Genomic DNA, 20,563 nt, shown 5'->3' with positions numbered 1-20,563 from the left:
TTAGGCATAGCGTGATGAGCTATATTCTTTAACCAAGATAAACCACAAACCTTGCAAAATTATGCAAATTAATCAATTTGACAAAAGACTGTATCTGTGCAGTCTGTGCATCAGCGCGAAGGATACTTTATTAAAAGATAGGCGCTGGTTAGAATACCTAAAAAATCTTTTTTTCATGAATATGTGGCTAGCGGTATTAACCACCGCCTGTTTGCAAACGACAGTTGCTGAAACGATTTTGGCACAAAAGGTTAGTCTAAATCAAAAAAACGCTACGGTAGCGCAATTGCTGGTCAATATTGAACAGCAAACAGGCTATACGTTCTTTTACAGAAAAAATGATATCGAGTTAATGAAGCCGCTTAATGTCTCATTGCAGAATGTCAGTGTTGAAACGGCCTTGAACTATATTTTCAAAGACCAACCCTGTAGCTTTCAAATCAAAGATAAATTAATCGTCCTTCAGAAGCGACTTGTTAACAACGAACCGGAGCAGTTATTGCAACAGCAAGAGCATACTGTTTCGGGTACCGTCACAGACTCCTCGGGGATGCCGATTCCAAGTGTATCGGTGCTTATTAAAGGTTCCACAAAAGGTACATCAACCAACACGGATGGCGTTTATCAGATCAAAGTCAACCCCGGACAAGCATTGGTATTCCGTGCTATTGGCTTTCAGGAGAAAGAGATGCAAGTAGGAGAAGAGGCTCGAATCGACGTCGTGCTGGACGCCTCATTTGAAGGACTGGAAGAAGTGGTTGTTGTTGGCTATGGTAGCCAGCAACGTCGAGATGTTACCGGGTCAGTGGCTCCTATATCGATGGAAAATGTGCGTGGGCAAGCCATATCAAGTCCGGACCAAGCACTTACGGGGCAGGTTTCCGGTGTTAATGTAAGCACCTCAAATGGTACACCTGGTGGAGGACCCCGAATACAAGTAAGGGGAATTGGTGCCATTGGTGCCGGTAGCGAGCCTTTATATGTTATTGACGGTTTTCCAATCCCTTCGTCTTCCGGACAGCAGTCTAACCCAATGAGTGCACTGAATCCACAAGACATTGCATCGATGACGGTCCTAAAAGATGCTTCGGCAACTGCCATTTATGGTTCTCGAGGCGCGAATGGTGTCATCATTATTACAACAAAACGGGGTTCGAGTGGAAAGCCGAATATCCAGTTATCGGCAAGTACAGGTCTTCAGGAAGTACCGCAAACCGGGCGCCCGGATTTAATGAATGGACAGGAGTTCGCTCAATGGCGCAAGGAGGCGATTATGGATAAAATTCGCTTTGAAGAAGGTCGTGAACCAACATTGGAAGATGTACCGGAAATCTATCGAAATCCTGAATTAATTGGAGAGGGAACAAACTGGTTTGATGAGGTCACGCGTGTGGCCCCCATGACTGACCTTAACTTAAGCGTTTCGGGCGGTACAGAGAAGATCAAAACCTATATTTCGGCAGGCTACTTTAATCAGGAAGGGGTGATGCTGAATACGGGGTTCGACCGGTTTTCACTTCGTACCAATGTCGATGCCAATTTATCGGATCGGTTTAAAGTTGGATTGAATGTGTCGCCTTCTTTGACCTATACACGGGGAGGCGTGAGAGGTCAGGGCCGCGACGAAGGTTTTGATATTGCAAGCCCCATTCCATCCGTATACAATCCGGACGGCAGTTATAATGCTTATATCCAATCCCCGGGAACCTTCGGCGTACCCAATCCGGTAATGGTGCTGAATGAGACCACCAATAAAGCGAGTCGAATTAAGCTGTTAATGAATACCTATGCTGAGTATAGCATATTAAAAAATTTGCGGTTCAAAACAACTTTTAATGTTGATTATGAGGACGGAAACAGCGAATATTTCCGCCCGTCGATCTTAGGAAACCAAAATGCCGCCCCTCCTTCGGTACCGAGCGGACGCTATATACAATCGAAATACTTAAACTGGTTGAATGAAAATACCTTGAATTACGACCTCAGTACCGACAATGGACATTCATTGACTGCGCTTGTTGGTTTTAGCGTTCAGTCTCAGAAAAATCAATCGGCCGATTTTACAGGAAATCAGTTCCCCGATGATGATATCGAAACCCTAAACGCTGCTGCTCGTATAACCGGTGGGACGGATAAAAGTGATTGGTCTTTGATATCATATCTCGCCAGGGCAAATTATGCGTATTTGGATAAGTATTTGGTAACCGCAACGGTACGGAGCGATGGTTCATCACGCTTTGGTTCGAATAATCGCTGGGGTATCTTCCCTTCTTTGGCCTTAGGATGGCGAATTTCGAATGAAAATTTCTTAAAAGATGTGCCTTGGTTGAATGAGCTTAAAGTACGTGCATCATACGGTTTTACAGGAAACTTTAATATTGGAAATTACTCCTATATGAGTAATATCGGAACGAATGATTATGTATTTAATGGCACTTTGGCGAGCGGACGTGTGATGAATACTTTAGGGAATCCAAATTTAGGCTGGGAAAAAATGCGGGAATTGAATACGGGTATCGATTTCGTAGGATTCGATAATCGCTTGACTTTCAGTGTAGATTATTACCATCGCAATACACAAGACCTATTGTTAAATGTTGAGATTCCTGAATCGTCAGGTTTCAGTACCGTTACGGAAAATAGAGGCGATGTGCTGAACCAAGGTCTTGAGCTGGGCATTAATTCCGTGAACATTGCAAAAGACCATTTCAGTTGGAGCACGAATATTAATGTGTCTTTCAATCGTAATAAGGTGCTTGCATTAGGCCGAAGCAGCGATCCGATTTATTCCGGTACCAGCAGCGAGGGCAACCCGACCAATATCACAAAAATTGGCAGTCCGGTAGGTATGCTATTTGGTTATGTGGTAGAAGGAATCTATCAAAATGAAGCAGATTTGGAGCGATATCCGTCTTTCCCGGGGGCCATACCGGGTAATATGCGCTTTAAGGATGTGAATGGCGATGGGCAGATCACGCCGGTAGAAGATTTTGACGTCATTGGAAATCCCTATCCCGACTTTACATGGGGTGTTACCAACACGTTAAAATACAAACAGTTTGATTTTCGGGTATTAGTAGTAGGATCTGTAGGTGCTGAAATGCTGCGAGCAACGAACTTTTACACCGGCAATATCGATGGTGTCTTTAATGTTAGAAAAGAAATTGCCGATCGATGGCGATCGCCGGAGCAGCCAGGTAGCGGACGGGTGCCTACCACTAATGGAACTGGTCGTGGTCGTGTTATGTTTCGTGATACGCATTCGTATTCAGTGGAAAAAACCGATTATGCTTGGATAAGAAACATTACGTTGGGCTACACTTTGCCCAATGGGATCGGGAAAAATAAATTTATTCAGCAGGTGCGCCTCTATGGTACGGTTCAAAACGCTTTCTTATTTACCGGATACAGCGGTAATCCGGAAGGGACGAATTACAATCGGGATGATACAGGGGCCTTGGTACCGGGTATAGATTATTCCAATTATCCCGTCCCACGCATATTTACCTTGGGTGCGAATTTATCCTTTTAAGCTTAAACACAGACATTAAAAGAAAATTATTCTCATGAAGATCAGAATCTATATAGTAGGATGTTTGCTATTGCTTAGTGCATCCTGTAAGAATCTACTGGACGTAGAACCTTACTCATTTTCAAGTGATCAGAATTATTATCAAACGGAGGGACAGATTTTAAGAGCTGTAAATGGAGCATATGCATCCTTACAGACTTTATATACAAGTGATTTCTGGGCGCTGACCGAAATGCGCGCAGATAATACCAACTATCAGTTCGACGAAACAGATCGGGGGGCACAGCAACGCGAGGAGATTGATGAATTCATGATTACTTCAACCAATAATTATGTCAACACGTGTTGGCGAATTTTATACGATAATATTCAACAAACCAACGTTATATTGGATCGGGTAGATGCCGTGCCTTTTGCGGATGAAACGTTAAAAAATAGATATATTGGAGAAACGAAGTTTCTAAGGGCCCTACAATATTTTTACTTAGTTCGTCTTTTTGGCAAGGTGCCTTTATTGATTCATGAAGTTGCCGAACCCGAAAAGGCCTTTTCAGAAGGACGCGCAGCGATTGAACAGGTTTATGAGCAGATTATAAGCGATGTGCAAGGAGCCGTGGCAAGTTTACCCGAGTCGTATAGCGGTGCAGAAATTGGTCGCGCAACAAAAGGCGCTGCGCTAACCCTATTGGGGGAGATCTACCTAACGAGGAAAGAATATGAGCTGGCCGCGTCCACTTTAACCCAAGTAACAACCTTAAACTATTCTTTGTTACCTAATTATGCGGATAATTTTAATCCTGCAACAAAGAATAATGCGGAAGATGTCTTCTCTATTCAATACGATGCTGCATTACAAACTGAGGCAGGCAATTTTATTTTCATATTTGGCCCCAACAACGGGAAGATGCAGCTCACCGGCTTTCCCGGGAAACTGGGAGGAACAAACATCCCCACGCCAAGTATATGGAACGCTTATGAAAACGGCGACATTCGTAGAGATGCCTCTATTCAATTATTTGACGATCCGTCCAATGCGTCATTTCAAGAAGCGGTAGCTTTTGGTGGCAAAATCCCCTTTATTAAAAAATACTATCATCCACCTTTCTTGGAAGACGGTCGCGCTAATGAAAATTGGCCTATATACCGCTACGCTTACGTGTTACTCATGCTGGCAGAAGCGATAAACGAACAGGGAGGAGATCCTTCCCCTTATCTAAATCAGGTACGTACAAGAGCCGGCTTACAACCACTGTCGGGTTTAAGCCAGACGGAACTTCGTGACGCGATTGCGCACGAACAAAGGGTAGAGGTTGCTTTTGAAAATCATCGATGGTTTCAATTACTTCGAACGGCTAAAGCGATCGAAGTGATAACGCAACACGGAATCGAAGAAAAGCAGCGACTATCTCGTTTAAGCAAGGCCTCCTATAACATACAGGAATATATGCTTTTATACCCAATTCCCGAGCGTGAAATTCGGTTAAATGGATTTGAACAGAATCCGGGATGGTAATCGTTTAATCAGGCACCGCAAAATGGATTTTTTTCTTTTTGCTAAAATGAGTGATGGACTAATGTTTTGTTGCTCGTTGCTACGATATTCTTCAAGGTCATTCAAGCATTTCTGAACGATTATGCCGGGATGGCGAATAGGGAATGATGGCCTTCCAGGATGAGCGTAAAGAAAATTCAGTTAGAAGGATCGGAAAAAACGTTCTGCGAAAAAGCGAAGGGATGGAATTGAGAGCGGGAGCGGCTCCGCAGAACGGTGTACGGGGAACGGAATTTTTAGCGAGAACTGGACAGCCTTGATTATTCATTTGTGTTTGTTTTAAAGGGTATTCATGAGCTCGAAGCAAGCTTCTCGGTTGTTTGGTTCTTTATGATCAAGCATAAAGAACAATCAATAAGAACAATCAATAAAAACGATTAATAAACATAAACATCCTTTAGATGCTAAATGCAGTAGCCCTGCCTTTAATGTATTATTCTAAAACAATTCAAGAAATCGTATATGCAATCATATAAGCGTAACGTGTTATGGCTGGCACTGATCATATCGTTGATCTTTGTTGGCTGTCGCGAAGAACCGGAAAAAATAATAGAAGTAGACCCTAAAGTAAAAAAAATCGTTTTGCCACCTGATTTTGTGGCAGAACATATTTATAGCCCTTCAGACAATGAATTGGGCTCTTGGGTGGCTATGACATTCGACCAGAAGGGACGAATGATCACATCCGATCAGTTTGGTTCTCTCTATCGTATCGAATTACCGCCTATCGGTTCGGATTCAACGGTGAAACCGGTAATCCAAAAACTTGACTTTCCTAAAGTGGAGGGATCCGGGAAGGATACTACTGATAAAACGATCGGAATGGGTTTCGCTCAGGGACTTTTATGGGCACATAACAGCCTGTATGTTATGGTGAATCATAAAGCAAATGACGAGTTTTCAAAGGGTAGCGGTTTATATCGCCTCCAGGACACAGACAATAACGACCAGTTTGACAAAATTACTCAATTGGTCGCATTGGAAGGGGCGGGTGAACATGGACCGCACAGCGTTGTCTTAGGCCCTGATAGTACATCCATCTATGTAGTGGCTGGCAATTTTACCGATCTCCCGCAAATGGATCACTACAAATTACCACCCACTTGGCAAAGGGATAATCTCTTCCGTATGATTTTAGACCCTCAAGGGCACGATGCGGATAGCTATGATAAGGGTGGATGGATTGCCAAAACAGATTCCGTGGGTTCGCAGTGGGAACTGATTAGTTCCGGTTTCCGAAATCCTTTTGATATTGCTTTTAATCGGGAGGGAGAGCTCTTTACTTATGATTCGGATATGGAATGGGACTTTGGAATGCCTTGGTATCGTCCGACGCGAATTTGCCATGTAACCAGTGGCGCTGAATTTGGTTGGCGAAAGGGCAATGATAAGTGGCCGGCGTACTATCCCGATAACTTACCGGCGCTGTTAAATATCGGACAAGGATCACCAACGAATCTGATGTTCGCTTATAATGCCCGATTCCCTGAAAAGTACCGAAATAGCCTGCTGGCTTTTGATTGGAGTTTTGGTATGATTTATAGCATACAGCTTGGGGCAAAAGGGGCAAGCTATCAAGCCAAAGCAGAGGAGTTCATTTCCGGCTCACCGCTCGCCTTGACCGACGGTGAAATCGGCCCGGATGGTGCCTTGTATTTTTTAACAGGTGGAAGAAAACTGGAATCAGATCTTTATCGGGTCTACTATAAGGACTTCAAAAAAATAAACCTCGATAAAACAAAAGAAAACCAGGCTCAGACAAGCTATCTGCACAAGCTTCGGAAAGAATTAGAGCAGTATCACCATGCCGCTGCTCCCGGTACGGCTGCTAAGCTTTGGCCCTATCTTAAATATAAAGACCGTTTTATACGTTATGCAGCCCGGATAGCCATTGAGCATCAACCGGTGGCAAGCTGGATAGACTTAGCCCTGCGTGAAAGAAATGTAACGACCTTAACAGAGGCGATGATCGCTTTGGCGCGAACGGGTGAGCCGGCATTACAAAGCAGCATGCTGAAAAAAATGGCAACGGTTGAGATTGCCAGTTTGCCATTGGTCATGCAGCAAAATTTGCTTAGAGCTTATGAACTGACGATCGCGCGCTTAGGTATTCCTAAAAGGCAGGACAAGGAGGTGATTATACAGCAGATCGGAAGTTTGTATCCTTCGGGGAATAATGCGTTAAATCAACAATTAAGCAAGATCTTGGTCGCCCTTGATGCCAAAGATGTAGTAGAGAAAACCGTTCCTTTGTTATATACGGCTAAAGATGACACGGCCGGTCGAGAAACCGTTACACAGTCTTCCGACCTGATTTTGCGGAACCCACAATATGGCTTGGATATTGCCAATATGTTGGCCAAAATGCCACCTGCACAGCAAATCTATTTTGCTACCGTATTGAGTGTGGCAGAAAGCGGGTGGACAACGCAACTGCGCGAGGTATACTTTAAATGGTTTTACGATGCCTTTGGATATAAAGGAGGCAATAGCTATATCGGCTTTTTGGACAGAGCGCGAAAACGGGCCTTACAAAAGGTTGGGAAAAGTGAATACGTCCATTATAATAAATTATCCGGCGATTCGCTTTTGAGTGCTACCGGCACTTCCTTGGCTTTTGAGGGGGAAGGACCAAAGGGTCCGGGTAAAAATTGGAAGATGGAGGATGCCCTGCCGATTGTCGAAAAAGACTCAGGCGATCGTGATTTTAAAAGAGGGGCAGCGCTATTTGCCGCGATTCGTTGTAAATCATGCCATACGGTACGGGGTGAGGGTGGTTCTATCGGGCCCGACTTAACGCAGCTGGGTACACGTTTTACCATGAAGGACATTTTGGAATCAGTTATCGAACCCAATAAGGTTATTTCAGATCAGTATGCCTCCACGGTCTTTACGCTGAAAGATGGCAGTTCTATTTTAGGCCGACTTAAAAATGAGGACGAAGAGAATTATTATGTTTCGCAAAACCCTTATGCACCACAGGTCTTAAAGCAAATCCCTAAGAAAAGTGTGATGGCTAGCAAGATAGCAGAAGTTTCCATGATGCCTCCGGGTACGATCAATGTATTAAATCCAGCGGAACTTAAAGACCTGATGGCCTACCTGAAGTCGGGGGGAAATGCCGAAAGTGAATTGTTCAAACCCAAGAAAGCTAAATGATGGATGACAAGCAAAGAGGTAACTGGTTAGAAAAAGTCACTAATCCCAGTCAACTGGGTGGGATAGAAACCTCGGTGTTGGATAATGGCCTTGGGGCGGGAACCCGTATTGCTTGGATTAATACCGGCGCAGGCTTGCGGTTTAAGGTCGTCATCGATCGGGCAATGGACATCGCGGAGGCCTTCTTTAATCAGCATAGCCTATCCTGGTTAAGTCGCTTAGGCGTCATGAAGGCACAACCATTTGCAGATCGCGGTACCGATTGGCTGCGAACTTTTGGAGGTGGTTTATTAGTAACCTGTGGGCTTACTCATACAGGTGGGCCCGAGCAGGATGATTTTGGTGCACGCGGTTTACACGATCAAATCAGTAATTCACCTGCTGAAATAATCGCTGTTATCCAACCGGATCTGCGTGATGCTGAACCTACGATGTCTATGACGGGAATCATCAGACAAGGGCACCCGCTAGGGCCTAATCTTGAGCTAAAAAGGACGATCCGGGCTGTGTTGGGAAAGCCCGCAATCTATATCGATGATCGTATTACCAATTACGGGAATACGGCCGTACCTCATATGCTACTCTATCACTTCAATTTCGGTTGGCCTTTAGTGGACGAAGGAAGCCGACTGTTATGGCATGGGAGCTGGGAAGCACGAGAGACGGGAGCAAAAAATAAACTCTTTAAGGAAGGTAAAGCTTTCAAAAAATGTAGCGCGCCTTTGTCGATCCATAACGGACAAGGGGAAGAGGCTGCCTTTATCGACGTCAAGAGTGATCCGAACGGGAAATGCCAATGTGGTGTGTATAACGAGCACCTCGGCTTGGCTGTTTCCTTATCCTTTCAAAAAAGCCAGCTTCCTTGGCTAACAAACTGGCAGCATTGGGGGCGGGGCGAATACGTTACCGGCTTGGAGCCGGGTACGCATCCGCCGATTGGTCAACATAAAGCGAGAGCGCAGCAGCAATTGATTTTATTGAAACCGGGCGAATCGCGTGGTTACACGCTAACGCTTGACGTGATCAGCCAACAGGCGGCTATTGAAAAGCTGCTTTCAACGTATACAGACGAATTGTAAACTTTTAAATAAAGATAGGATGAATATTATTCAAAAAGCAATGGAACAGGGAGGGGGGATATTAAGATTAGCACCCAATTGGGTGCCCCGATCTTTCTGTGTACCCGGTAGGCGTATTAAATTACATCCGGACGATTACTACATATTGGGTGGCGAACGAGGGGGTATTGACGAACGCTGGCTCTCATCCACGACACCCGCTAAAAATGGCCCATTAACAGGCGAGCACGAGGGCTTAAGCTTTATTGTGTATGAAGAGGGTTCTACCGTGCAAAAGGCCCTGCTCCGTGATGCTGTTGAACTACTCAAAGGCGAATTAATCGGTCAACGTCTATGGGATGCTTACAAAAGCTGGCCGATGTATTCCAAATTTTTTGACAATATGGGCCCACTTCCACATCATATCCATCATAATGATGAGAAAGCAGCACTCATCGGTCAACAGGGCAAACCGGAAGCCTATTATTTTCCGCCACAGCTGAATAATCATGGGGGCGACTTCCCTTATACGTTTATGGGAATCGCGCCCGGTACAACGAAGGATCAAATAAAAACTTGTTTGATGAATTTTTCAAAAGGCGATAATAAGATTACCAATTTTTCACAAGCATTCCGCTTGGAGCCTGGTACGGGGTGGGACGTCCCACCCGGTTTGCTTCACGCACCGGGCAGTTTATGTACTTATGAGCCGCAGAAAGCTTCGGATGTCTTTGCGATGTACCAATCGCTCGTCAACGAGGCCGTTATACCCGAAGAGCTATTATGGAATGGTACGCCCAAAGAGCGTATCGGCGATTTTGACGAATTGCTGGATGTGATCGATTGGGAGTTGAACGTAGATCCCCATATGATGAAAAATCGCTTCATGCGTCCTGTGCCGGTAAAATCAATGGCGGAGATGAGAGAAATGGGTTATGAGGAAAAATGGATATGTTATAAGTCTGACGCCTTTAGCGCGAAGGAACTGACCATTCTGCCAGGCCAAACGGTGACGATATATGATGGCGCCGCCTACGGATTGATTATGATGCAAGGCCGTGGAAAGCTAGGTATTTGGGAGGTTGAAACTCCGGCGCTCATTCGGTACAACCAGCTTACTAATGATGAGTTTTTCGTATCGGAAAAGGCTGCAGTAAATGGTGTTACCATCAGCAATTATTCACGTGTTGATCCGATGGTCTTATTGAAACACTTCGGTCCTGCTAATCCTGATTTAGATAAAACCAACTTTTAGGCAAAATCCAAATTCATTGTAAAACAATCAAATTATGAAGAAGAACAATTTTCCCAAACTACATAATGCTACCTGGCCCGGTGTTGTTGGAAAAGGTGAAGGAGCTGAACCAATCATTTCGCTGGATACGCTGCTGGAACGGACGGCAACAGCGGTGGTGGATGGTGTTAAGTTCGACGGTATAGATTTGGGGCTTTTCGACGAGCATATTCGGATGGACGCTTCTGATGACGAAATCAAACAATTGGTGGATAAAGTAGGGACACTCGACCTGGTAATCGGCACCTTGGTAGCGCCGGTTTGGCACCCTTCGGGCGGAGCAGCAATGGGATATGCGGAGGAGAGAAGGCGCTTCGTGGATGTGGTACGCAGGGCCTGCCGTTTCGGTGAAAAACTGCGAAAATTAGGAATCAGGACGAATAATGTAATCCGCATTGATTCGGCTTCCAGTGTAAATGAGTGGCTAAAAAATCCAGTGGCAAATAGCAAACTGATAGCACAAACCTTTCGCGAGGCTTGTGATGTTGCCGAAGGTTTCGGAGAAAGGCTTGCGGCAGAGGGCGAAATATGTTGGGGAGGGATGCATAGCTGGCGGGTGATGTTAGATACCTTGGAACAGGTAAATAGGCCTAATATCGGTTTTCAGGCAGATATGGCGCATACACTTTTATACTTGCTAGGGTATAACAGTCCGGAAGATCGCATCTTGCCGACAGATTTTGAATGGAGCGATCGAGGAACCTTTCAGGCGGGCTTACGCGAACTGACTGAACAGTTAAGACCCTGGACAATTGATTTTCATGTGGCGCAGAACGATGGCACCGTTTTCGGATCCGGCTCGCACGATAAGACCGGACGCCATTGCCTAGCGAGTGATCCTAATGGAAAGCTTGATATCGCTACGGATGCCGGGTTTTGGTTAAGAGATAGTCATGGTGAATTAACAAAAGCTTTTAACCACATCTGTTGGGATGGCTGCATGTTTCCCAATACGGTTATGGAAAAACAAGATACTTGGGATGATATCTTAAGGGCTATGGTTCAGGTAAGGGAGCGACATGGCTGGTACGCAGCTGAATAAGGTGTTTACTAAACATAGAAAGATCATGACGAAAGAAATTAGAATAGGTTTGGTTGGATGCGGTTTTATGGGAAGAACGCATACAAATGGCTACAAGAGAGTGGGCGATTTTTTCCCCGAACTTAGTTACCGGCCAATTTTAAAAGCTGTTTGTGCAAGAAATAAAGAAAAAGTAGCCGCTTTTGCCCAACAATGGGGGTATGAGTCTTACGAAACGGATTGGAATAGGTTAATAGCCCGCGATGATATTGACGCGATTGATATCTGTACGCCCAATAATATGCACGCCGAAATAGCAATTGCCGCGGCTAAAGCAGGGAAAATGATTTTATGTGAAAAGCCATTGGCCCGAACGTTGCCAGAGGCAGCATCCATGGTTAAGGCCATTGAACAGGCAAGGGTAAAAAACACCGTGTGGTATAATTACCGCAGAATACCGGCTGTTACGCTGGCAAAAAAGATCGTTGATAGCGGCAAATTAGGTCGTATTTTTCATTATCGCGCTAATTTTCTGCAAGATTGGACGATTAATGAGCATCTTCCACAGGGAGGAAAAGCTTTCTGGCGTATGGATGCAAACGCCGCCGGCTCAGGAGTCACAGGCGATTTATTGGCACATTGCATCGATACGGCGATGTGGTTAAATGGTGCTATCAAGGATGTATCGGCTGTAACGGAAACTTTTGTTAAACAACGAATGCATGAGGAGACGGGACGGCTGCAGGATGTAAAAATTGATGATGCCTGTATTTTTCATTGCCATTTTGAAAATGGCTCTCTTGGACTTTTTGAGTCGACACGCTACGCCCGTGGTCATAAAGCATTGTACACCTTTGAGATTAATGGGGAGCACGGCTCATTAAAATGGGATCTGCATGACTTGAACCGATTGGATTACTTTAACCACCGGGATGAGTCGGAGCTAAGGGGATGGCGATCGATTCTCGTTACCGATGGCGATCAACCTTATATGGATAAATGGTGGGTTCCCGGCCTTTCAATAGGCTATGAGCATTCTTTTGTACATCAGGTAGCAGACTTTCTGCATAGTCTGGAGAGCGGACAAGCTTGTGCACCAAGCTTTCGGGATGCCTTAGAAACGCAAAAGGTCTGCGAAGCCGTCCTTCATTCTGCCTCGTCCGGCCAATGGCAGCAGACGGATGTGGTATGGGCAGCGGAAACACAATAATTGATCTGAAAATCTAAATAGATTATGGAAAAAATAATAAAGAAGCGCTTCGAGCGAGACTTAATCGCTTGTTTACTGCTTATACTGCCGTTCGGCGCTTGCAGTCAATCCACCAGCGAAAGCAACAATAGCCATCAGGCGTCGGCAGACGGCGAATACGTGCTTATGTTTGATGGTCAGACACTTAGGGGATGGGAAGGTGATACGAGCTATTGGCGGGTAGAAGACGGAAAAATAATAGGTGAACGTAAGGCCACTGACGAACCCTTGAAGCGGAATACCTTCTTGATATGGAAGGGAGGGCAACCCGCGGATTTCGACTTGACTTTGCAGTATAAAATTTCGGACGCCGGTAATAGTGGAATAAATTATCGGAGCGAACAGCTTGAGGATACGCCATTTGCCTTAAAGGGATATCAAGCCGATATAGATGGGAAAAATAACTATACCGGGCAACTTTATGAAGAGCGTAAACGGACCACACTCGCTTATCGTGGACAGGTCGTTGAAGTCCCGGATGCTAATGGTGGTGAAGTAAAGAACAATGCCTGGACAGGATTGATGGTAAAAGGCACCCTTGGTGAAGACGCGAAGCTTCGGGCAGCGATTAAAGCAAACGATTGGAATACCTGTCGGATCGTCGCAAAAGGAAATAGCTTGCAACATTATATCAATGGTGTTTTGATGAGTGAAGTGCTTGACAATGACGGTAAAAATCGCCGCGATGCAGGCTTCATCGGTGTTCAGATTCACGTTGGTCCGCCAATGAGGGTGGAATTTAGGGATATGAAATTGAAAATACTGCACTAAAACTATTGATTATGTGGTGGTTACAGATACTGAATATTATTTTCTTTTTGTCGTTCTTACTCTTTGCTTATTTCAATTTAAACGACAAAGACTCTTGGTTATGGGTTCCCATTTATGTGTTAGCAGCGGTGCTCTGCGGACTTGCCGTATTGAATAGGTACTTCCATATAGTCTATTTAGGGGCCATCGGATTTTACCTCGCCTACGCCTCTATTCTCTTTTTTGTGAAGGATGGGGTGCTGGATTGGTTTACCAAATATAAGCGGCAGAGCATCGTGGAAAGTATGCAGGCCACGAAACCCTACATTGAAAAAACGCGGGAATTTTTTGGGCTACTGATTATCAGTACCGCATTGGGATTGAATTATTATGTAAGTGCCTGATCTAGCAAGATATGAACGAAGAAACTAAAAGCCAGCTTAATGGGTTAGCTTATCGCATTGGGCAATTAAACTTTGAAATCAATGATTGGAAGTGGCTGGAGGAACAGCTTGGTAAGGTGAAGATGAGTTCCGATCATATTTATGGTACCTTTTCATCGCTGAGTAGAATATTACCGAAAAAGGCGGTTGAATTATTGGACGCGGATCGCGAAGCCTTGCAGTTGATCGCGCCGGGTTTTCAGATGCGTGCCTGGGATACGCATCGATTAGCGCGTATGTTACTACTGCTAAATTTAAGAGACTTGATGGAAGCTGATTATGTCCAGGTGTTAAATCATTTATTTGATTATGCCGATATATCCGAAATGGTTGCCTTATATAGTTCGCTGATCGTTTTGGAATACCCTGATCATTGGAAATCGGTCTGTGTGGAAGGAATTCGGATGAATATTGGACTTGTACATGAGGCTATTATGTATGACAACCCCTATCCCTTTTTCTATCTGGATAATGCCGCATGGAATCAACTCATCTTGAAAGCAATCTTTAATGACATGCAGTTAGCGTATATAGTCGGAATATATGCACGTATGAATGAACCGCTTATTTCGGCGCTTTTAGATTATGTAGCGGAACGTGAGGCGGCGGGTAGGACTGTAAGCCTCCCTGTGCGGGAATTGCTCAGTTTGAGCGAAAAGAACTATTCTTTTAACATGAATTAGTAGCGTAAAACTTATGTGTGGAAACCAATTGTTTATAAATGGGGAAGATGCTGTATCCCCTTTAAGTGTCGACTTGTTGGAAACGGTAAAAGAGATGAATTTCTTTGATCCGCATATCCATATGACATCCCGTACAACCGACGATTATCAGGCGATGGCGGATGCAGGTATTGTTGCCATTATTGAACCGGCCTTTTGGTTAGGTCAACCCCGAACCAGCGCGCATACCTTTAAGGATTACTATAGTAGTTTGATCGGATGGGAGCGATTCCGAGCGTCGCAATTTGGGATTAAACATTATTGTACGATTGGATTAAACGCCAAAGAGGCGAATAATACCGCTTTGGCGGCGCAAGTAATGGAATTATTGCCTTTGTTTTTACATAAAGAGGGGGTGGTGGGTATTGGCGAAATCGGTTTTGACGATCAAACAGCTGCGGAGGAGCATTATTACCGCCTGCAACTGGAACTGGCGAAAAAGGCAAGGTTACCGGTGCAGGTTCATACACCTCACCGCGATAAAAAACGAGGTACGCTTCGGAGTATGGAAATTGCTTTAGAGCATGGGTTGGCCCCTGATCAACTCATTATCGATCACAATAACGAGGAAACTGTTGAAGAGGTCCTGAGCAGGGGCTTTTGGGCAGCTTTTACGATTTACCCTTTTACGAAGATGGGCAACGAGCGCATGGTAGAATTGGTGAAAAGATATGGAGCAGCGCGTATCATGATTAATTCGGCCGCGGATTGGGGGATTAGTGACCCCCTAGCGGTTCCAAAAACCGCGGCGCTCATGAAAGCGAAAGGAATCAGTGATGAAGAAATTCGCCTGGTAACTTATCAAAATGCCATAACGGCTTTCGCCCGGAGCGGTCAACTTGATCCGCAGGATTTCGTCGTGAAAGCAAAGGTAGACCAACGCGAAAAGTTTGCGGGTAATAGTGTGCTCCGCGGAGGGCAGCAACCACGGATAGACAAGTCATCGATCATCATTAGCTGATATGGGAAAAATAAAATACTACCTACGGTTGTTGCGACCGGCAAACATTTTAACCGCTATAAGTGATGTACTGGCCGGGATAGCTTTGTCGACAGCCTCCAGCGATGCCGTCGGCATTGGCGAGACGGATATCCTGTGGCTCTGCATGGCAACGATCGGCTTGTATGGTGGTGGAATTGTTTTCAATGATGTTTTTGATGCGGCAATCGATCGATTCGAACGTTCCGAAAGACCTATACCCAGCGGAAAGGTCTCTGTTAGACAGGCTGCGCTGTTTGGAAGTCTTTTCTTTGTATTCGGACTTTTAGCTGCTTGTACGGTCAATATTGCAGCGGGTACGATTGCGGGCTTCATTGTATGCGCAGCACTTCTTTATAATAAATGGGCAAAACATCACCGGCTGTTTGGCCCACTGGTGATGGGACTTTGCCGAGGGGCTAATCTTTTGCTGGGAATAGCGATTGCTTCCCACAACCTGTTAGCTATGGGATACATATCGCTCGTGCCCATCGTTTATATTGCCGCAATCACCTTGATTAGTAGCGGGGAAGTTCATGGAGGTCGGAAATCCAACGCTATGATAGCCACCGGTGCATATACGCTCGTGATTGCGGCTATTGGCTTATTTGCATATATCCATCATTCCTTTGCTTATACCCTATCCTGTTTGGTTGTGTTGGTGATCGTCATCTATCCTCCCTTGTTTCGAGCCATGCTAGATGCCGATGCAGGAAACGTTGGTAAAGCGGTAAAAGCGGGTATCATCGGCTTGATCGTCGTGAACGCCGCTTGGGCAATGGCTAGCAGTGCCTTCGTCTTAACCGGAATCATCTTGTTACTATTGCCCCTTTCGATTTGCATTGCGCGATTTTTCGCGGTTACTTAAACAAAACTATCGCATGAAACACATTTTAAAGCAGCATTTGACAGTGACCTTTCAGTACGAGGTATACTTTAGTGAAAATATCTTTTCAATCGATAATTCTTTATTTAGGGATGCGCTAGCGCCTTACCTAAAGCCTGGTTTGGTTCGTCAATTACTTTTTGTAATAGACGAGGAGCTGAGCCTTGCTCATCCGGGCCTCCTCGAGCAAATCGATGTGTACTTTCAGCGGCAGGTACATTTAGCGCTTGTGAAAGAAAAAATAATCCTCCCGGGTGGCGAGGTGGTGAAGAATAGTCCGTATTACTTTAATCAAATTGTTGAAGCTATCCATCGGCATAAAGTCGATCGCCATTCATTTGTGGTTGCTATTGGTGGCGGAAGTGTATTGGATGTGGCCGGTTATGCCGCGGCTGTTTCGCACCGAGGGATCAAACACATCCGCATACCCACCACCGTGCTGTCTCAAGACGATTCAGGGGTCGGCATAAAGAATGGAATCAATTTTTTCGGTAAGAAAAACTTCCTCGGAACCTTTGCACCACCGATTACTGTTTTTAATGACTATCAATTATTAGAAACATTGAGCGATCGGCATTGGGTTGCCGGGATTGCTGAAGCGATTAAAGTAGCGCTTATCAAAGATGCAACTTTCTTTGAATGGCTGCGTGATCAGGTGGATGGTATTCTAAAGCGAAATGCTGATACCATGAAATATTTGATCTGGAGAAGTGCGCAATTACATATGGACCACATCGCGAGTGGCGATCCTTTTGAACTGGGATCTTCACGTCCCCTAGACTTTGGGCACTGGAGTGCGCATAAAATAGAACAGCTGAGTGACTTTCAAATATTGCATGGCGAAGCTGTTGCCATTGGTATTGCACTGGATACAACGTATTCTTTTTTACAGGGATATTTAAATGAATGTGATTACAAGGAAATACTGCGTGTACTGCAAGCTTATGAATTACCTATTTTCCATCAACTATTAAAAGATGAAAGGGTCATATCCGATTTACTCGACGGTTTGGAAGAGTTTAGAGAACATTTAGGAGGTAAACTGACCATTATGCTGCTACGTGCGGTGGGTGTAGGTCTGGAGGTACATGAAATGGATCACGATCGGATTAGGGAAGCGCTTGCACGTTTAAAGAAGTTAGATGAAGCTCAACAACAAAGGAAATTGGTTTCGCTTCCAGATTAAATTTGAAATTATGTATACAGCAAATGGACATTTAACTTATTGTACGAATATACATGCCGGCGAAAGTTGGTCGGCACACTTTAAAGTGTTACAGACATTTCTTCCGGCGATTAAAGAGCAAGTAGCTCCGCTACAACGGATGGGGATAGGGCTCCGCGTTTCGGAAGAGGCCAGTCGAACATTGATTCAGCCAGCGGAGCTGGCAGCCTTTAAAGACTGGCTAAAGCAAGAACAGCTTTACGTATTTACTATGAATGGGTTCCCCTACGGTGCTTTCCACCAAACCAGCGTGAAAGACTTGGTACACCAACCGGATTGGACTACCAATGAACGTTTAAGTTATACAAAACGACTCTTTGATATCTTGGCTGTGTTGTTGCCGGAAGGAATGCATGGGAGCATATCAACCTCTCCATTAAGCTATAGGCATTGGGAACCGCACAATTGTCAGGAAAGGCGAAACGTAGCGACCCAAAACATCGTCGCTGTGGCGATCTATCTCCGACAGATTGAGCAGGAAAAAGGTATACACTTGCATTTGGATATCGAACCCGAACCGGATGGCCTTTTGGAAAATGGAGACGAGTTTTTGGATTGGTATATAAACGACTTAATCCCTACCGGTAGCCGCTTGCTTTCCGCTGCTCATCATCTATCTGATGTGGAAGCAGCAGGGATACTGAAGCGTTACATTCAGCTATGTTACGATGTCTGCCACTTCGCTGTGGGTTATGAACAACACGAGGAGATAATAGAAGCCATTAGAAGTGAAGGCATACAAATTGGGAAAATACAGGCCAGCGCGGCCATTAAAGCCTCCATGTCACCCCTAACGGGAGATAGGAACCAGCTAAAGGAAGTGTTTAATGCATTTAATGAAGATACCTACCTCCATCAGGTGATTGCAAAAACCACCGGGAACGGTTTGATCCGATATCGTGATTTACCCGATGCACTCTTGGATGTGGACAACCCTGATGTGGAAGAGTGGCGGGCGCACTTTCACGTACCTTTGTTTATAGATAATTATGGAAATATTGCTTCTACACAAAACGATGTGCGGCAAATTTTAAGTTTGCAGCGATCAGCAAAATTGAGCGATTATATTGAGGTCGAAACCTATACCTGGGAAGTCTTACCGCAAGCATTGAAAATGCCTTTGGTAAGCTCGGTAGCTAGGGAGATTAACTGGGTCAAGGATCAAATTATTTAATGGAGATGTTACATAAGACCGTTGTACTGGATGTGGTTGGCTTATCAAGTTCGCTGATAGGGGAGCACACCCCGTTTTTACAAGCTTATGCCGCGGAACATGGATTGCAACGTATTGCGCCGATGTTGCCGGCGGTAACAACGTCGGTGCAATCCACCTATCTAACAGGCAAGTGGCCCAAGGAACATGGGATTGTAGGAAACGGCTGGTATGATCGGATCGATTGTGAAGTAAAATTTTGGAAACAATCGAATAAATTGGTGTTAAGCGACAAGATTTGGGAAAAAGCGAAGGAGCTAGATCCTGACTTTACATGCGCGCAATTGTTCGGTTGGTATAATATGTACTCGCAGGCAGACTACTCGGTTACGCCTCGACCAAATTATCTGGCCGATGGACGGAAAATTCCCGATTGTTATAGTCGGCCTGCCGAGCTGAGAGATTATTTACAACATCGTCTAGGGCAATTTCCTTTGTTTCAATTTTGGGGTCCCGGTGCAAATATTAAGTCAACCCAATGGATAGCCGACGCCGCCATGCTTACGGATAAACGTTTTGATCCGACTTTAAGCTTTATATACTTGCCGCATTTGGATTACGGTTTACAAAAATATGGCCCTCATGCCTCCGAAATAAGGCAGAGTCTAATGGAAATTGATCGCGTTGTGCAACAGCTGGTCCATTATTATCAGGAACAACAGGCGCGAATTATTATTTTATCGGAGTACGGAATTTGTCCCGTTAATCGGCCAATCCATGTGAATCGATTATTGCGGAAGGAGGGTTTGTTGCAAGTTAGGGTAGAACGCGGTTTGGAACTGCTCGATCCCGGGGCTTCGGCGGCATTTGCTGTAGCTGATCATCAAGTTGCTCATATTTATGTACAGGATAAGCGTAAAATTCCGATGATCCAACAATTGTTAGCGCAACTTGAAGGGGTGAAATTAATACTGGATCGGGATGCGCAACAGGCTTATCATATACAGCATGAGCGGTCGGGCGACCTCTTGCTAATGGCGGATGCACAGAGTTGGTTTACTTATTATTTTTGGTTAGATGATAAAAAGGCACCGGATTATGCCCGCGCTGTAGATATTCATAAAAAACCCGGCTATGATCCGGTGGAGCTCTTTATGACATCTAAAGGACGAGCTTTTTATAAACTGCTGCGGAAAAAACTGGGTCTCCGCTATGTGATGGATGTGATCCCTTTAGACGCAACCCTTGTTAAAGGTTCGCATGGTAGCCTGGCAATCGATCCCGCTTATTATCCGGTAATCATGAGTGACGCAACGAAGCAAAATACGGGTGAATTGACCGCTATAGACGTTTATCGAGTTATGTGGGAGGCGTTGAGTAGTTAAAGAGTTGAGTAGGGAACTAGTTAGGTAGTGATGAACGATCGTTAGTTTGTACTCTAAAGAATAAAGAGAAGAAATGGGAATAAAACGTGCGATATATCTTTGGATAAAAAAGCTCCATCTGCTGCCCTAACTTTAGATGAATGACAGGCAGAACC

At 44.9% G+C, this 20,563-nt stretch carries 16 protein-coding genes; all 16 read left to right on the top strand.

Features of this window, described 5'->3' with window-relative positions; genetic code table 11:
- Positions 1 to 61 precede the first annotated feature (61 nt).
- The 16 genes from E0E36_RS24580 to E0E36_RS24510 all read left to right on the top strand — a co-directional run bounded on the left by E0E36_RS24580 (position 62) and on the right by E0E36_RS24510 (position 20,408).
- The gene (locus E0E36_RS24580) at positions 62 to 3,532 is read left to right on the top strand and encodes a TonB-dependent receptor (protein WP_130858164.1); all 3,471 of its coding nucleotides are present in this window, start codon (positions 62 to 64) and stop codon (positions 3,530 to 3,532) included.
- 34 nt (positions 3,533 to 3,566) lie between these two features.
- Complete coding sequence (locus tag E0E36_RS24575) at positions 3,567 to 5,045, top strand: RagB/SusD family nutrient uptake outer membrane protein (protein WP_130858163.1); 1,479 nt, start codon at positions 3,567 to 3,569, stop codon at positions 5,043 to 5,045.
- A 143-nt stretch (positions 5,046 to 5,188) separates the two neighbouring features.
- Complete coding sequence (locus E0E36_RS27855) at positions 5,189 to 5,344, top strand: hypothetical protein (protein WP_165447069.1); 156 nt, start codon at positions 5,189 to 5,191, stop codon at positions 5,342 to 5,344.
- A 202-nt stretch (positions 5,345 to 5,546) separates the two neighbouring features.
- Entirely contained in the window at positions 5,547 to 8,243 is a 2,697-nt protein-coding gene (locus E0E36_RS24570) for a c-type cytochrome (RefSeq protein WP_130858162.1), read from the top strand.
- Positions 8,240 to 9,322, top strand: coding sequence for an aldose 1-epimerase family protein (locus E0E36_RS24565; protein ID WP_242627388.1), 1,083 nt, complete (start codon positions 8,240 to 8,242; stop codon positions 9,320 to 9,322). Before E0E36_RS24570 ends, E0E36_RS24565 begins: the two co-directional genes overlap by 4 nt.
- A gap of 19 nt (positions 9,323 to 9,341) precedes the next feature.
- On the top strand, positions 9,342 to 10,556 hold the full coding sequence (locus E0E36_RS24560) for a cupin domain-containing protein (RefSeq protein ID WP_130858161.1): 1,215 nt from the start codon (positions 9,342 to 9,344) through the stop codon (positions 10,554 to 10,556).
- A gap of 34 nt (positions 10,557 to 10,590) precedes the next feature.
- A complete protein-coding gene (locus E0E36_RS24555) occupies positions 10,591 to 11,637 on the top strand; it encodes a TIM barrel protein (RefSeq protein ID WP_130858160.1) in 1,047 nt (348 codons plus the stop codon).
- Between the two features lie 25 nt (positions 11,638 to 11,662).
- Complete coding sequence (locus tag E0E36_RS24550; protein WP_130858159.1) at positions 11,663 to 12,826, top strand: Gfo/Idh/MocA family protein; 1,164 nt, start codon at positions 11,663 to 11,665, stop codon at positions 12,824 to 12,826.
- A 24-nt stretch (positions 12,827 to 12,850) separates the two neighbouring features.
- A complete protein-coding gene (locus E0E36_RS24545) occupies positions 12,851 to 13,636 on the top strand; it encodes a 3-keto-disaccharide hydrolase (protein WP_130858158.1) in 786 nt (261 codons plus the stop codon).
- 11 nt (positions 13,637 to 13,647) lie between these two features.
- The gene (locus tag E0E36_RS24540) at positions 13,648 to 14,019 is read left to right on the top strand and encodes a transmembrane 220 family protein (RefSeq protein WP_013663763.1); all 372 of its coding nucleotides are present in this window, start codon (positions 13,648 to 13,650) and stop codon (positions 14,017 to 14,019) included.
- An 11-nt stretch (positions 14,020 to 14,030) separates the two neighbouring features.
- Positions 14,031 to 14,741: an EboA domain-containing protein gene (locus tag E0E36_RS24535; protein ID WP_130858157.1), complete on the top strand. Its 711-nt coding sequence runs from the start codon at positions 14,031 to 14,033 to the stop codon at positions 14,739 to 14,741.
- Positions 14,742 to 14,754: 13 nt separating this feature from the next.
- Positions 14,755 to 15,741 carry a TatD family hydrolase gene (locus E0E36_RS24530; RefSeq protein WP_130858156.1) on the top strand — a complete coding sequence of 329 codons (987 nt, stop codon included), beginning with the start codon at positions 14,755 to 14,757 and terminating at the stop codon, positions 15,739 to 15,741.
- Position 15,742: 1 nt separating this feature from the next.
- Positions 15,743 to 16,627, top strand: coding sequence for a UbiA-like protein EboC (gene eboC, locus E0E36_RS24525; protein ID WP_130858155.1), 885 nt, complete (start codon positions 15,743 to 15,745; stop codon positions 16,625 to 16,627).
- Between the two features lie 13 nt (positions 16,628 to 16,640).
- Positions 16,641 to 17,831, top strand: coding sequence for a 3-dehydroquinate synthase (locus E0E36_RS24520; protein WP_130858154.1), 1,191 nt, complete (start codon positions 16,641 to 16,643; stop codon positions 17,829 to 17,831).
- A gap of 10 nt (positions 17,832 to 17,841) precedes the next feature.
- Positions 17,842 to 19,044, top strand: coding sequence for a metabolite traffic protein EboE (eboE, locus tag E0E36_RS24515; RefSeq protein WP_165447068.1), 1,203 nt, complete (start codon positions 17,842 to 17,844; stop codon positions 19,042 to 19,044).
- Positions 19,045 to 19,049: 5 nt separating this feature from the next.
- Entirely contained in the window at positions 19,050 to 20,408 is a 1,359-nt protein-coding gene (locus tag E0E36_RS24510; protein WP_130858152.1) for an alkaline phosphatase family protein, read from the top strand.
- Positions 20,409 to 20,563 lie beyond the last annotated feature (155 nt).

This window comes from Olivibacter jilunii (assembly GCF_900607235.1).
GTDB lineage: Bacteria > Bacteroidota > Bacteroidia > Sphingobacteriales > Sphingobacteriaceae > Olivibacter > Olivibacter oleidegradans.
Note: the sequence above shows the minus strand (reverse complement) of the source record. Positions and strands in the feature narration are given on the sequence as shown.

Bases quoted from the DNA above. Each gene is read 5' to 3' on its own strand.
- E0E36_RS24580 (WP_130858164.1), top strand. From the start codon at position 62: ATGCAAATTAATCAATTTGACAAAAGACTGTATCTGTGCAGTCTGTGC.
- E0E36_RS24575 (WP_130858163.1), top strand. From the start codon at position 3,567: ATGAAGATCAGAATCTATATAGTAGGATGTTTGCTATTGCTTAGTGCA.
- E0E36_RS27855 (WP_165447069.1), top strand. From the start codon at position 5,189: ATGATGGCCTTCCAGGATGAGCGTAAAGAAAATTCAGTTAGAAGGATC.
- E0E36_RS24570 (WP_130858162.1), top strand. From the start codon at position 5,547: ATGCAATCATATAAGCGTAACGTGTTATGGCTGGCACTGATCATATCG.
- E0E36_RS24565 (WP_242627388.1), top strand. From the start codon at position 8,240: ATGATGGATGACAAGCAAAGAGGTAACTGGTTAGAAAAAGTCACTAAT.
- E0E36_RS24560 (WP_130858161.1), top strand. From the start codon at position 9,342: ATGAATATTATTCAAAAAGCAATGGAACAGGGAGGGGGGATATTAAGA.
- E0E36_RS24555 (WP_130858160.1), top strand. From the start codon at position 10,591: ATGAAGAAGAACAATTTTCCCAAACTACATAATGCTACCTGGCCCGGT.
- E0E36_RS24550 (WP_130858159.1), top strand. From the start codon at position 11,663: ATGACGAAAGAAATTAGAATAGGTTTGGTTGGATGCGGTTTTATGGGA.
- E0E36_RS24545 (WP_130858158.1), top strand. From the start codon at position 12,851: ATGGAAAAAATAATAAAGAAGCGCTTCGAGCGAGACTTAATCGCTTGT.
- E0E36_RS24540 (WP_013663763.1), top strand. From the start codon at position 13,648: ATGTGGTGGTTACAGATACTGAATATTATTTTCTTTTTGTCGTTCTTA.
- E0E36_RS24535 (WP_130858157.1), top strand. From the start codon at position 14,031: ATGAACGAAGAAACTAAAAGCCAGCTTAATGGGTTAGCTTATCGCATT.
- E0E36_RS24530 (WP_130858156.1), top strand. From the start codon at position 14,755: ATGTGTGGAAACCAATTGTTTATAAATGGGGAAGATGCTGTATCCCCT.
- eboC (WP_130858155.1), top strand. From the start codon at position 15,743: ATGGGAAAAATAAAATACTACCTACGGTTGTTGCGACCGGCAAACATT.
- E0E36_RS24520 (WP_130858154.1), top strand. From the start codon at position 16,641: ATGAAACACATTTTAAAGCAGCATTTGACAGTGACCTTTCAGTACGAG.
- eboE (WP_165447068.1), top strand. From the start codon at position 17,842: ATGTATACAGCAAATGGACATTTAACTTATTGTACGAATATACATGCC.
- E0E36_RS24510 (WP_130858152.1), top strand. From the start codon at position 19,050: ATGTTACATAAGACCGTTGTACTGGATGTGGTTGGCTTATCAAGTTCG.